General features: G+C 63.1%; 13 protein-coding genes. 8 read left to right on the top strand and 5 right to left on the bottom strand.

Annotated elements, in window-relative coordinates; translation table 11 throughout:
- The first annotated feature begins 147 nt into the window (after nucleotides 1-147).
- Entirely contained in the window at nucleotides 148-366 is a 219-nt protein-coding gene (locus tag QA645_RS29030; protein ID WP_283044848.1) for a hypothetical protein, read from the top strand.
- Between the two features lie 112 nt (nucleotides 367-478).
- Nucleotides 479-1,537 (top strand): putative sulfate exporter family transporter, encoded by a 1,059-nt coding sequence (locus tag QA645_RS29025; RefSeq protein WP_254192835.1) that lies wholly within the window; start codon nucleotides 479-481, stop codon nucleotides 1,535-1,537.
- A 128-nt stretch (nucleotides 1,538-1,665) separates the two neighbouring features.
- On the opposite strand, the gene QA645_RS29020 is transcribed toward QA645_RS29025, so the two are convergent.
- The 5 genes from QA645_RS29020 to QA645_RS29000 all read right to left on the bottom strand — a co-directional run bounded on the left by QA645_RS29020 (nucleotide 1,666) and on the right by QA645_RS29000 (nucleotide 6,303).
- Nucleotides 1,666-2,538 carry an ABC transporter ATP-binding protein gene (locus QA645_RS29020; protein WP_283044847.1) on the bottom strand — a complete coding sequence of 291 codons (873 nt, stop codon included), beginning with the start codon at nucleotides 2,536-2,538 and terminating at the stop codon, nucleotides 1,666-1,668.
- The gene (locus QA645_RS29015; protein ID WP_254135346.1) at nucleotides 2,535-3,392 is read right to left on the bottom strand and encodes an ABC transporter permease; all 858 of its coding nucleotides are present in this window, start codon (nucleotides 3,390-3,392) and stop codon (nucleotides 2,535-2,537) included. The genes QA645_RS29020 and QA645_RS29015 overlap by 4 nt, the downstream gene beginning before the upstream one ends.
- A gap of 35 nt (nucleotides 3,393-3,427) precedes the next feature.
- Nucleotides 3,428-4,849, bottom strand: a complete 1,422-nt coding sequence (locus QA645_RS29010) for an ABC transporter substrate-binding protein (RefSeq protein WP_283044846.1) — start codon at nucleotides 4,847-4,849, stop codon at nucleotides 3,428-3,430.
- 165 nt (nucleotides 4,850-5,014) lie between these two features.
- Nucleotides 5,015-5,788: a Crp/Fnr family transcriptional regulator gene (locus QA645_RS29005; protein ID WP_254130279.1), complete on the bottom strand. Its 774-nt coding sequence runs from the start codon at nucleotides 5,786-5,788 to the stop codon at nucleotides 5,015-5,017.
- Between the two features lie 218 nt (nucleotides 5,789-6,006).
- Nucleotides 6,007-6,303: a DUF971 domain-containing protein gene (locus tag QA645_RS29000; protein WP_254135347.1), complete on the bottom strand. Its 297-nt coding sequence runs from the start codon at nucleotides 6,301-6,303 to the stop codon at nucleotides 6,007-6,009.
- Nucleotides 6,304-6,517: 214 nt separating this feature from the next.
- On the opposite strand from QA645_RS29000, the gene QA645_RS28995 reads away from it, so the two are divergent.
- The 6 genes from QA645_RS28995 to ytfQ all read left to right on the top strand — a co-directional run bounded on the left by QA645_RS28995 (nucleotide 6,518) and on the right by ytfQ (nucleotide 13,047).
- On the top strand, nucleotides 6,518-7,291 hold the full coding sequence (locus tag QA645_RS28995; protein WP_254192838.1) for a ferredoxin--NADP reductase: 774 nt from the start codon (nucleotides 6,518-6,520) through the stop codon (nucleotides 7,289-7,291).
- A 103-nt stretch (nucleotides 7,292-7,394) separates the two neighbouring features.
- Nucleotides 7,395-9,137, top strand: coding sequence for a fumarate reductase/succinate dehydrogenase flavoprotein subunit (locus tag QA645_RS28990; protein WP_254130281.1), 1,743 nt, complete (start codon nucleotides 7,395-7,397; stop codon nucleotides 9,135-9,137).
- Between the two features lie 30 nt (nucleotides 9,138-9,167).
- Nucleotides 9,168-9,401, top strand: coding sequence for a ferredoxin family protein (locus QA645_RS28985; RefSeq protein WP_008141081.1), 234 nt, complete (start codon nucleotides 9,168-9,170; stop codon nucleotides 9,399-9,401).
- 2 nt (nucleotides 9,402-9,403) lie between these two features.
- Nucleotides 9,404-10,381 (top strand): HEAT repeat domain-containing protein, encoded by a 978-nt coding sequence (locus QA645_RS28980; RefSeq protein ID WP_283044845.1) that lies wholly within the window; start codon nucleotides 9,404-9,406, stop codon nucleotides 10,379-10,381.
- A gap of 135 nt (nucleotides 10,382-10,516) precedes the next feature.
- Entirely contained in the window at nucleotides 10,517-11,689 is a 1,173-nt protein-coding gene (locus QA645_RS28975; protein WP_283044844.1) for a fumarylacetoacetate hydrolase family protein, read from the top strand.
- A gap of 392 nt (nucleotides 11,690-12,081) precedes the next feature.
- Nucleotides 12,082-13,047, top strand: coding sequence for a galactofuranose ABC transporter, galactofuranose-binding protein YtfQ (gene ytfQ, locus QA645_RS28970; RefSeq protein ID WP_254130285.1), 966 nt, complete (start codon nucleotides 12,082-12,084; stop codon nucleotides 13,045-13,047).
- Nucleotides 13,048-13,057 lie beyond the last annotated feature (10 nt).

Below are 13,057 nucleotides of genomic sequence, written 5' to 3'. Positions count from 1 at the left end.
AATGGGCCGGAAGAAGAAAACTATTGCGTCACGGGCGCCCGGCGGAAGGAGTTTCCCCTTCGGGGGGCAAATACGCCAATCGCTTCCATTGCCGTTTGGGGCCGAAACGACGACATTCCATCCAGAATTTGATGGATTGGCATAGCCATGGAACGCACTGGATTTGAGCCCTTCGGCGAGCAGCTGGTCTCCGCAACGGATACCCAGCCGCAATCGCGCGCCGCAAAGCTCGTGCTGCGGGCCGGCACGGGCCTGTTTTGGTCGCTGGTCGCCGCGATTGTGGTGGCGCGCGCGGCTTTCTTCGAGCCGGGCGTCTATGACAGCTTCAGCCACATGGCTTCGCTCGCCAAGAACCTCTTGTTCTGAGCCGGGTTATTCCGGGGCTGAGGATAGAACTTCCCTCGGCCCTGATATGCTGAAAACTTATTCCCCAACCCAAGCGCCGTGCGTATAAATCTTTCTCCTCTGGGAGAGATTTGTGTCGCAGAATCAAGCATCCAGCCCGGCCGATTCCAAGCCGACCACTGCGGTAAGCCGCATTCTCGCGCTGATTCCCGGCATTCTTCTCTGCATCGCCGTGGCCGGCGTCTCGGCCCTGCTTGAACGAGCGGAGCTGGGCGTTTTCGAGCATCCCTATGTCGAAGCGCTGGTGATGGCGATCCTGCTTGGGATGGCCGTGCGCAGCTTCTGGAAACCGGCCCCGCGCTGGCAGGCCGGCATTGCCTTCAGCGCCAAGCAGCTGCTTGAAGTCGCGGTCATGCTGCTGGGCGCCTCCATCAGCTTTGCCGCCATCGCGGCCTCGGGCATCGCCCTTTTGGCGTCGATCGCGGCCGTGGTCGTGGTGGCCCTTTGCGTCTCCTTCGGTCTTAGCCGTTTGCTTGGCCTGTCGACGCGGCTGTCGATCCTGATCGCCTGCGGCAATTCCATCTGCGGCAATTCTGCCATCGCGGCGGTGGCGCCGATCATCGGCGCCAACAGCGACGAGATCGCATCGTCGATCTCCTTCACCGCGATCCTCGGCGTGATGATGGTGCTGGGCCTGCCGCTGCTGATCCCGCTGTTGCAACTCACCGCAACGCAATACGGCATCCTCGCGGGCCTGACCGTCTATGCTGTGCCGCAGGTGCTCGCGGCGACGGTGCCGGCCGGCCTGATCTCCACGCAGATCGGCACGCTGGTCAAGCTGATGCGCGTGCTGATGTTGGGGCCCGTGGTCGTCGGCCTGTCACTGGTGGCCTCGCGCTGGCAGACCGGTGCCAAGAAGACCAATGTCGGCTTCTTCCGCCTGGTGCCGTGGTTCATCCTCGGCTTCCTCGCGCTGGCGACGTTGCGCTCGCTCGAGATCGTGCCGGGCACGGTGGTGGGACCAGTGACGAAGATCACCAGTTTCCTCACGGTAGTGTCGATGGCTGCGCTGGGCCTCGGCGTTGACGTGCGCGTGCTGGCGAACGTCGGGGGCAGGGTGACGGCGGCGGTGACGCTATCGCTGATGCTGCTGCTAGGGATCAGCATCGCGCTGGTGCATTGGTTCAAGTGATCAGGGCGACGCTGCCGCAGGGTAGGCAAAGGCGCGGCAGCGCCGTGCCGACCATCTTTCGAACGTCGAGATAGTCGTGGGCACGCTTCGCTTTGCCCACCCTACGAAATCACCCGTGTTGTGGGCATCTAGATCACATCCGCCAGCGAATGGCCGTGCAGCTCGATGTTGAGCCCCTGCATGCCCATGTCGCTGATCTCACCGCCCATCGCCTTCAGGCTCTCCTCGCGGATCAGCGACATCAGCCCGCGGCGCAAGGCCAAAAACTCCGACGACATCATCATCGACTGCTGCCGCGGCCGCTCCAGGGGAATCGGGATCTCGGCCTTGATCGAGCCAGGACGTGCGGTCATGCAGTAGACGCGGTCGGAGAGGAAGATCGCCTCGTCGATGTCGTGGGTCACGAACAGCACCGAAATCTTCAGCCGCTGCCACATGTTGGTGAGGATCTGCTGCATGATCACGCGAGTCTGCGCGTCGAGGGCGCCGAAGGGCTCGTCCAGCAGCAGTACCTTCGGGCCCGTCGCGAGCGCGCGCACGATGCCGACGCGTTGCTTCATGCCGCCGGAGAGCTTTTCCGGATAGTGCTTCTCGAAGGCTTCGAGGCCCGCGAGCCCGAGCAGCGTGCGCGCGGCGCGTTCGCGCTGCGAACGCGGCATGCCGCGCATCTTCAGGCCGAACTCGACATTCTCCCGCACCGTCTTCCAGGGGAACAGCGAATATTGCTGGAACACCATGCCGCGCTCGGCGCTGGGGCCATTCACGCGCTCCCCATCGACCGTGACAATGCCCATGGTCGGCTTGAGAAAGCCCGCGACCGCATTGAGCAGCGTCGACTTTCCGCAGCCGGAAGGGCCGACGATGGAGACGAACTCGCCCGGCTTGACGTGGATCTGCGTGTCCGTGACCGCCTGAACCGGTCCTTCGATGCTGTCATAGCTGAGGGAGAAGTTTCTGACCTCGATGTGGCCCTTCGGTTGGCTCGCCAGAATCTCGCTCATCTCGTTGACCTCCACGGCATCACCAGATGTCCTGCGGCCCTGATCAGCAGGCTCGATCCGAGGCCGAGCACGCCGATCGCGATCATGCCGAGCGCGATGTCGGCATACTGGACCAGCGAATAGGCTTCCCAGGTGAAATAGCCGATGCCGTACTGGCCCGAGATCATCTCGGCCGCGATCAGCGACACCCAGGCGACGCCCATGCCGATGGTGAGGCCGGTGAAGATGTGCGGCAGCGATGCCGGAAAATACACCTCGCGGAAGATCGAGCGCTCGCGCGCGCCGAGGCATTGCGCGGCGCGTACCAGCACGGGATCGACCAGCGACATGCCGTGGAGCGTGTTGACCAGGATCGGGAAGAACGAGCCGAGGAAGGTGATGAAGACGATGCTCTGCTCGTTGGTCGGCCACAGCATGATCGCCATCGGCACCCAGGCGATCGCCGGGATCGGCCGTAGCACTTCGGCGACCGGGAAGATGATCTCATGCACCAGCTTGAAGCGGCCCATGATCAGGCCGAGCGGCACCCCGACGATCGCCGCCAGCGAGAAGCCGATGAAGATGCGGCGGCAGCTCAGCACGATGTGCATCAGGAATTTAGGATCGTGGATCGCCTTGGTGAAGCTTGCATAGACCGCCAGCGGCGAGGGCACATTGGTGAAGCGCACGAAGAACACGACGCGGTAGGTCGTGAGCAGATGCCACACCAGCAGGAAGGCGAGCAGCGAGATGATGCCGATCGCGGTCGCGCGCAGTCGTCCCTGGTTCAGCCGGTACCAGCGCAACGCGAGCGTGCCGAAAGAGGGCGGCGGCGCGGGCGGTGCGGGAGCCGCCTCCACGGTTGCGGCTGGCATGCTGTCGTCGCGCTGTCTGAGGATCGCGGGGCTGCTCACGTCTTGCCTCCGCTGACGGCCGTCTTCACCGCGTCGTCGAAGCCGAGCACCTTACCGCCGATCTTGGCGGCGTAGGCCTCCGCGTCCTTCTTGAGCAGGAACGGCGCGACGTCGCCATTGCCGACCGCGAAGAAGGCCTGGTCGGCGAACAACTTGATGCCGCGCGTGGTGTCGAAAACGTAGGCGACGTTGATCTTCTTGCCCTTGGCCTTGAAGTCGGCGTAGGCGCCGAGCGTGCAAGCAGCGGACGAGAACGGCAGGATGCCGGCGTCGTCGACCCAGACCTCGCCGGCCTTGCGCGGATCGGTGATCGGCTTCCTGCAGAAGGCGTCTTCGCCGGTGATTTCGTAGTTCTTGGTGCTTCCAAGCTGTGCGTCATAGTCGAGCTTCATCTCGGCATAGGCCTTGCGGATGTAGCTGTCGTCGACCCACTTCTTCGGGTCGAACTCCTTCATGCGGCCGAGATTCTGCAGCACCTTGACGTCGGTCGCGGCCGCATCGATCAGAGCCGGCTTGACCGTCGGGTCTGTGGTCATGTTGCCGCTGGGACCCAAGAAGATGTAGACGACTTCCTTGTTGATGCCGGTCCATTCCTGGATCTTCTCGGCGGCGAGCTTGGGATCGTCGCGCAGCCACTGGTTGGCGGCGATCAGCGCCTTGAAGTAGGCGACGACGACCTCCGGATATTTCTCGGCAAAATCGGTGCGGACGACGATGCCGTGGAAGGTCGGCAGATTGGTCTCGACGCCGTCAAAGATCTTTCGCGCGAAGCCGCGGAAGGGGAGCAATTCGGCGAAGGGGACGAAGTCGGCATGCGCGTCGATCTTCTTCTCCTGGAGGTTGGTCGAGCCGACCTCCGGGCTCTGGCTGACGAGCTGGAAGAAATCGGCCGCATAGCCGCGGTCCTGCATCGCCTTCAGCACCATGCCGTGCGCGGCGGAGCCGAAGGGTACGCTGACGAGCTTGCCCTTGAGATCGGCGAGATCGTAATAGGGCGAGTCCTTGTGGACGACGATGCCGTTGCCGGAGCCGGAAAGGCTGTAGGCGGCGATGCCGATCAGCCGGCTCTTGCTCTCGGGATTGCTGTCGAAGGTGAAGCCGTTCACGATCAACGGATAGTCGCCCATCATGCCGATCTGCAGCTTGTTCGCCATCATCGCGTTGGTGACGGGCGGACCGGACGTGAAATTCTGCCACTCCAGCTCGAACTTGATGTTGGAATATTTGCCGTCCTTGGGCAGGTATTTTTCGAGGAGATGGAGCTGGCGGATGACGACGCCCGCGGTCACCGTGTTGGTCGTGGTGTCCTGCGTTCCGATGCCGAGGGTAACGGTTTCCGCCGAAGCCGGCTGCGCGAGGAGCAGCGCCAGCGACGTCACCGACATCGCGATCGAGAGCGTGGGAAGATGGCGGACCATTCTCATCCTCATTCGGTTGGATGTGCTGTGGTTGCCATGATTGGGGGAGGGCCCCGACAGGGCAAATCCGGAATGATGACCGCAGTCGATTAGTTGCCGGGAAAAGCTGATTGCATACTCCTTGGGCAGTCCTGCACTATAAAGCCGCTTGCCTGTGCACCGGCTCTAGTCGCCGCTCTGGCCGCGCATCTCTTCCAGAATGTCGGTCCGGCACACCACGATCTGCGAGCGCTTGGTCACCACGATTCCCTTCTCCTGCATGCGCTTCAGGCTGATCGTGACCCATTGCCGGGTCGCGCCGACCATGTGAGCGATGTCAGCGTGGGTGAAGGCAGCCGCAATCACGCGCCCGTCGGCGTCCTCGACGCCGTAGAGCTCGACGAGATGCAGCAACAGATGCGCGAGGCGCTGCGTGATCGAGCGCGTTCCCAGCATCTGGGCCAGCGCAGAATAGCATTTGCCCTTGAAGGTCAGGCCCTCGATGAGGCCGATCGCGAGGTTCGGGATCTCTGCGGCAAGCGACCGCAATTCCTTTCCGGGCAGGTGCACCACGCTGCAATTGCTGGATGCGACGCCGGACCATTGATGCACTGTGCCTTCGAACACTTCGGGCCCGCCGACGAAATTGCCGACATGCCAATAGGCGAGCGTGATCTCGCGCCCGAGTGGCGAGGTGTAGAACACGCGGATACGACCGCTCTCGATCAGCCAGATGCCGTCATGCTTGCCACCCTGGCTGAACAGCGTCTGGCCGCGGTTGAGCACTTTTCGCCGGCCCTGCTTCAGCACCAGCTCGCGCTCGCGCTGGGTGAGCTTGTCCATCAGTGGCGGCGGCCCGCCGATCCATTGCTGGTTCTCGGTCAGCAGCAGCGAGGAGCTGCCCGCAGGCCGGACTGCCGGGGGGACAGTCCCGCGAACCGCACTCGCCGCCTGCAACATCGTCTTCCTCCGGAACGTTGAAATCGTTCTAAAGAGGAGCAATGTCCGTGCCAGATGGGGACTGGAACGAAGTCTCGCCATCCACTTCGATGTCATCGCCCGCGAGGGCGGGCGATCCAGTATTCCAGAGGCGTCAATGGGTTACGGACAGGCCGCGGCGTACTGGATTCCCCGCCTTCGCGGGGAATGACGGCGGAGCGGGGGGGGACGCTCGGCGCCTATCGCCCCGCCAGGCTCAGCAGATACGGCTTCGGATAAATGCCGCGATTGTGCCCATCCGAGAACGAGATGTTTACCCCATAACCGAGATCGCCGATCTCAGTGATGGCGATGCCCGGAAACGCTTCCGGGAAGCGGTCGTCGAAGCGGGCGCGAGTGCAGTGGGCGCATTTGCAGGAGAGGCGGAGTGTCTCCGCCGGAACGCTGAGCGCGCCGCCTTCGGTGGTGCGGACGAGGAGCGTCGCGAGATCGGCGCTTGCTTCGTAGTCGGCCACGGTCGGTGCCACCAGGGTCATGGTCATGACGAACCTCCTGCTAGTCTCTACGTCGGCGCCGGCACGCGCGAATAGCAACTAATTGCCAGTATCGGCGTGGTCGCGCGTTCTTGCTGCCTCGCCTTCAATCACCGCCCGCGAAATGTGAAACTAATCGACCGGGAATTTCACTTCCGAATTGCCGGACTCCCGTCTCTCCGAAACCTTGTGCGTCATCGAGGGCTAAGGAGAGACCATGAGCGCATTTCAGAAGGAGACGGTTTTGTCGGTCAGGCACTGGACCGACTCGCTGTTCAGCTTCACCGCGACACGTGATCCCGGCTTCCGCTTCCAGAACGGTCAGTTCGCGATGATCGGCCTGGAGGTCAACGGCAAGCCGTTGATGCGGGCCTACAGCATGGCCAGCGCCAATCACGAGGAGGCGCTCGAATTCTTCTCGATCAAGGTACAGGACGGCCCGCTGACATCGCGCCTGCAGAAGATCAGGGAAGGCGACATCATCCTGGTCGGCCGCAAGGCGACCGGCACGTTGATCACCGGCAATCTCATTCCCGGCAAGCGCCTGCTGCTGCTCTCGACCGGCACGGGCCTCGCGCCGTTCGCAAGCCTGATCAAAGACCCCGACGTCTACGAGAATTACGAGACCATCGTGCTTGCCCATGGCTGTCGCCAGGTCTCCGAACTTGCCTATGGCGAGCACGTCGTCGACGGCCTGCGCAATCACGAATTTTTCGGATCCCTGATCCGCGACAAGCTCGTCTACTACCCGACCGTCACCCGCGAGCCGTTTAGGAATCGCGGCCGCATCACCGATCTGATCGCCTCCAACCAGCTGTTCGACGACATCGCCCAATCCGGTCTCGATATCGCAACCGATCGCATCATGCTGTGCGGCAGTCCGGCGATGCTCGAGGAACTCCCCGCGATGTTTTCCGCGCGCGGTTTTGTCGAGGGCAACCACAGCCAGCCCGGCCATTTCGTGATCGAGAAGGCCTTCGTCGAGCGCTGAGGCGCAAATCGGCTCCCGGCGACAACTAATTGCTATCGCCGGGACGTCCCCTGAACAAATCTGATGCAAAGGCGCCGAACACGCGGCGAACCAGGAGCAAGCGATGGCACTAGATCAGATCGTCGACGGACTTTCGGAGGTTTCCTGCGATGTGCTCGTGATCGGCGGCGGCACGGCCGGCCCGATGGCAGCGCTGAAGGCGAAGCTGAAGAATCCGAAGGCCAATGTCGTCCTGCTCGAGAAGGCCAACGTCAAGCGCTCGGGCGCGATCTCGATGGGGATGGACGGGCTGAACAACGCCGTCATCCCGGGCTATGCAACGCCGGAGCAGTACACCAAGGAAATCACCATCGCCAATGACGGCATTGTCGATCAGAAGGCGGTCTACAAGTACGCCCAGAACTGCTTTGAGATCATCGAGGAACTCGACAGCTTCGGCATTCGCTTCCTGAAGAACGAGAACGGCGACTACGCCGTCAAGAAGGTGCATCACATCGGCACCTATGTGCTGCCGATGCCGAACGGCGAGACCGTGAAGAAGGCGCTCTATCGCCAGCTCCGCCGTGCCCGCATTCTGATCTCCAACCGTTACATGGCGACGCGGCTGCTGAAGTCCGCAGACGGCCGTATTGCCGGTGCGATCTCCGTCAACACCCGCACCGCAGAGATCCTGGTGATCAAGGCCAAGGCCGTGATCCTCTGCATGGGCGCCGCCGGCCGGCTCGGCCTGCCGACTTCCGGCTACATGTTCGGCACGTACGAGAATGCCGCCAATTCCGGCGACGGCTATGCGATGGCCTATCACGCCGGCGCCGCGCTCGCGAACCTCGAATGCTACCAGATCAATCCGCTGATCAAGGATTATAACGGCCCGGCCTGCGCCTACGTGGCCGGTCCGTTCGGTGCCTTCACGGCCAACAACGAAGGCTCCCGTTTCATCGAATGCGACTACTGGTCCGGCCAGATGATGCTGGAATTCTACAACGAGCTGTTGTCCGGCAAGGGCCCGGTGTTCCTCCAGCTCAAGCATCTCCATCCCGACACCATCTCGGAGATCGAGTCCACGCTGCACAAGGTGGAGCGGCCGACGCGCGGCCTGTTCCAGCAGGGGCGCGGGGTCGACTACCGCCACGACTCGATCGAGATGCACATTTCGGAGATCGGCTTCTGTTCCGGTCACAGCGCCTCGGGCGTGTTCGTCGACGACAATGCCCGCACCACCGTGCCAGGTCTCTATGCCGCCGGAGACATGGCAAGCGTGCCGCACAATTACATGCTCGGCGCCTTCACCAACGGTTCGGTCGCCGGTATCGACGCGATGGAGTTCGCCGACAATCACGACTTTGCCGAGTTCGATGCGGCCGATGTCGCGAAGGAGCGCGACCGCGTGCTGGCGCCGACCAGGCGCGAGGACGGCATTCCGCCGAACCAGGTCGAGTACAAGACGCGCCGCCTGGTGAATGACTATCTTCAACCGCCGAAGGTTACGCGTAAATACGAGCTCGGCATGCGCCGTCTCGCCGAGACGCGCCAGGACATGCAGGAGCATATGATCGCGCGCAATGCGCATGAGCTGCTCCGCGCGCTGGAAGTGCAGTCGATCATGGACTGCGCCGACATGGCCGTGCACGCATCGCTCTACCGCGAGGAAAGCCGCTGGGGCCTTTACCACTGGCGCACGGACTTCCCCGAGAAGGACAACGAGAACTGGTTCTGCCACACGCTGCTGAGCAAGCAGAACGGCAAGATGACCAGCGAGAAGCGCGCGGTCGAGCCCTATGTCGTTCCGATCGCGGACGACGAGAAGGATCTCTACGACAAGCAGCGCATCCGCGCCACCGCCTGATCCACCGCACCTAGCAACAGGAGACATCAAATGCCTCTCGCGTCCTATCAGACATCGGTCCCGGTGGTCGTCGACGACGCCAAATGCATTGCCGACAAGGGCTGCACCGTCTGCGTCGACGTCTGCCCGCTCGATGTGCTGCGCATCAGCGACATGACCGGCAAGGCCTACATGGCCTATGACGAATGCTGGTACTGCATGCCCTGCGAGGCCGATTGCCCGACCGGCGCCGTCACCGTCAACATTCCCTATCTCTTGAGGTGAGCATGTCGAGCCCGTTCGAATCCTACGACGATCTCGAAGACGCCGACGAGCGGCTTCAGGCCGCCGATCCCGCCGAGCGCCGCGTCGCTATCATCGCGCTCGGTCATTCCGGCGACCCCGCCGCGGTCGGTCATCTCGCCGGTATCGTGACCGATCCCGACGCCGGCGTCCGTCAGCAGGTCGCGATGGCGCTCGGCGAATTCGACGGGCCGGAGGCCGCAAGCGCGCTGGTGAAGCTGCTGGTCGACCCGGAACGGATCGTTGCAGCGGCTGCGGCCGACAGCATGGCCGAGTTCAAGGATCCTGCCTGTGCAGATGTCATCCTGCCATTGGTCAAGCATGCCCATGCCTTCGTCCGCATGGGCGCGCTGCGCGCGCTGAAGGAGTTGAGGCGCAAGGATACGCTCAAGCCCGCGCTGGAAGCGCTGCAGGATTCCGATGCCGCCGTGCGCGTGCAGGCGATCGGCGTGATCGGCTTTCTGAAACTGGAGGAATCCATTCCCGCGCTGACCGCGCTGATCAACGATCCCGATGCGCATGTCCGCCGTGCCGCTGTGAGCGCGCTGGCCTTTTCGCAGATGAAGCCCGCGGCCGAGACGATTACGCGAGCCTTGAAGGACGCCGATTGGATGGTCCGCGAGATGGCGGCGGAAACGCTCGGTCTCAACATCAACGGTTCGATCGCCGCCGACCAGCTCGTCGGCGCTCTCGCCGATGAGTTCTGGCAGGTGCGGCTGAAGGCGATCCGCAGCCTCGGCAAGATGAAGATCGAGCGCGCGGTGCGGCCGATCGGCAATTGCATCAACCACGACCAGGCGAATTTGCGTAAAGAGGCGGCCGCCGCGCTCGGCGAGATCGCCCATCCCGATGGTGAGGCGTTCCTGGCCGTCATCGCCGACGATGCCGATCCGGATGTCCGCAAGAATGCGCGCTGGGCGCTGCAGCAGATCGCGGCGCGCAAAGCGCGAGCGGGGGCATAAAGCCGCGGGCAGGGGCATAGCGGCGGTGCGGCCTGCCGCTCTGGACTTCCCCCGCCAGACGTTTATTGGTCTTCGCCAATGGGATCGGCCGCTCGCGAAAGTGGCCGTTTCTGAGAAACAGCGAGGACGCCGGCCATGACGAGTTTGACGGTTAAGGACCTTCTTCCCGAGGATGGAACGAAGGGAACGTTGGTCGGTCGCGTCTGGCTGCCGCAGGCGAACGGCCCGGCCGTGGTTGCCGTGCGCGCCGACGGTGTCTTCGACGTCACCGCGAAATTCGCGACGATCAGCGCCCTCTGCGAAGAGGACAATCCGGCCAAGGCCCTTGCCGCGACCAGGGGTGAGCGCATCGGCGATCTCGAAGCCATCGTCGCCAACACGGCACCCGATGGGCGCGACCCGAAAAAGCCCTGGCTGCTCGCGCCGGTCGATCTCCAGACCTTGAAGGCTGCCGGCGTCACCTTCGCCATCTCGATGCTGGAACGCGTGATCGAGGAGCGAGCCAAGGGCAATCCGGCCTCGGCCGAAGCGATCCGGAAAGAAGTGACGCGGTTGATCGGCGACGATCTGTCAAAACTCAAACCCGGCTCGGACCAGGCGATGCATCTGAAGCAGGTGCTGATCGACCAGAACGCCTGGAGCCAGTATCTCGAAGTCGGCATTGGCCCCGATGCCGAAGTCTTCACGAAGGCGCCGACCCTGTCCTCGGTCGGCACCGGCATGGATGCCGGGCTGCATCCGAAGTCGACCTGGAACAATCCGGAGCCGGAGCTCGTGCTGTTCGTCTCCAGCAGCGGCAAGATCGTCGGCGGTGCGCTCGGCAACGACGTGAATCTGCGCGACTTCGAGGGTCGCTCGGCGCTGCTGCTGTCGAAGGCGAAGGACAACAACGCCTCATGCTCGATCGGACCGCTGCTGCGCCTGTTTGACGAAACCTTCACGCTCGACGATGCGCGCAAGCTCGATATCAGCCTGAACGTGACGGGCGCGGACGGTTTCGTGCTCGACGGCCATTCCTCGATCAGCATGATCAGCCGCGATCCGACCGACCTCGTCGCGCAGACCATCGGCAAGGTGCATCAATATCCTGATGGCTTCGTTCTGTTCCTCGGCACGATGTTCGCGCCGGTCAAGGATCGCGAGGCGCCGGGGCAGGGCTTCACCCACAAGCGCGACGACATCGTCACGATTTCAGCGCCTCAACTCGGCAAGCTCGTCAACCGTATGCGCACTAGCGACGAGTGCGAGCCCTGGACGTTCGGCATCGGCGCGCTGATGAAGAACCTGGCGCAGCGCAAGCTGATCTAGTTTCTTCGCCGCTCCCAGCGCTCAGTTCTTCCGTCATGGCCGGGCTTGCCCCGGCCATCAACGTCTTGCTCCTGTACGAGGAATGTGGATGCCCGGGCCTTCGCCGCGCCGAAGCGGCTTCGGCCGCGCAGGCGGGACAAGCCCGGGCACGACGAAAACACGCGATCGCAAATCGCCTTCATCTCCGCGTTGCATCAGTGGAACAAGGTCGTGTTTGGCGCATCATCTGCGCGGCCGTCGGCATCCCCGCGTCATTCGTCCAAATAGTCAAATAATATGACTATACGAGCGCAAACTTCCGTGAAATAGTCCCTCCCGCCGCCTCAAAGGCCGGCCTGAGGGTGTCATGTTACCAAATGGCGCCCCGGACAACATTTTGGGAGACACGCCTGATGACCTTCAAAGCCCTTTTTGCGGCCAGCGCCACGGCCGCGTTGTTGCTCGCGCTGCCGGCCAATGCGGCCGAGCTCACCGTCGGCTTCTCGCAGATCGGATCGGAATCCGGCTGGCGCGCGGCCGAGACGTCGGTCTCCAAGCAGGAGGCCAGCAAGCGCAAGGTCAATCTCAAGATCGCCGATGCGCAGCAGAAGCAGGAGAACCAGATCAAGGCGATCCGCTCCTTCATCGCGCAGAACGTCGACGCGATCTTCCTCGCACCCGTGGTGTCGACCGGCTGGGATTCGGTGCTGAAGGAAGCCAAGGAAGCCAAGATCCCGGTCGTGCTGCTCGACCGCGACATCGATCCGTCCGGCAAGGACCTCTATCTCACCGCCGTCACCTCGGACAGCGTGCATGAAGGCGCGGTCGCTGGCGAATGGCTGGCCAAGACCGTCGGCGACAAGGCCTGCAATGTCGTCGAACTGCAGGGTACGGTCGGCGCAAGCGTCGCTGCCAATCGCAAGAAGGGTTTTGACACCGCCATCGCCAAGCACGCCAATTTGAAGGTGGTGCGGAGCCAGACCGGCGACTTCACCCGCGCCAAGGGCAAGGAAGTGATGGAAAGCTTCATCAAGGCCGAAGGCGGCGGCAAGAACATCTGCGCGGTCTATGCGCATAATGACGACATGATGGTCGGCGCCATCCAGGCGATGAAGGAGGCGGGCCTCAAGCCGGGCAAGGACATCCTGACCGTCTCGATCGACGCAGTTCCCGACATCTTCAAGGCGATGGTGGCCGGCGAGGCCAATGCCACGGTCGAACTGACGCCGAATATGGCGGGGCCGGCCTTCGATGCCGTCGCGGCGTTCAAGGAGAAGGGCACCGTGCCGCCGAAGTGGATCCAGACCGAATCCCGGCTTCTCACCGCCGCCGACGATCCGCAGAAGGAATACGACAGCAAGAAGGGCCTCGGTTACTGAGGCGGGCGTC

The organism is Bradyrhizobium sp. CIAT3101 (genome assembly GCF_029714945.1).
Lineage (GTDB): Bacteria > Pseudomonadota > Alphaproteobacteria > Rhizobiales > Xanthobacteraceae > Bradyrhizobium.
Note: the sequence above shows the minus strand (reverse complement) of the source record. Positions and strands in the feature narration are given on the sequence as shown.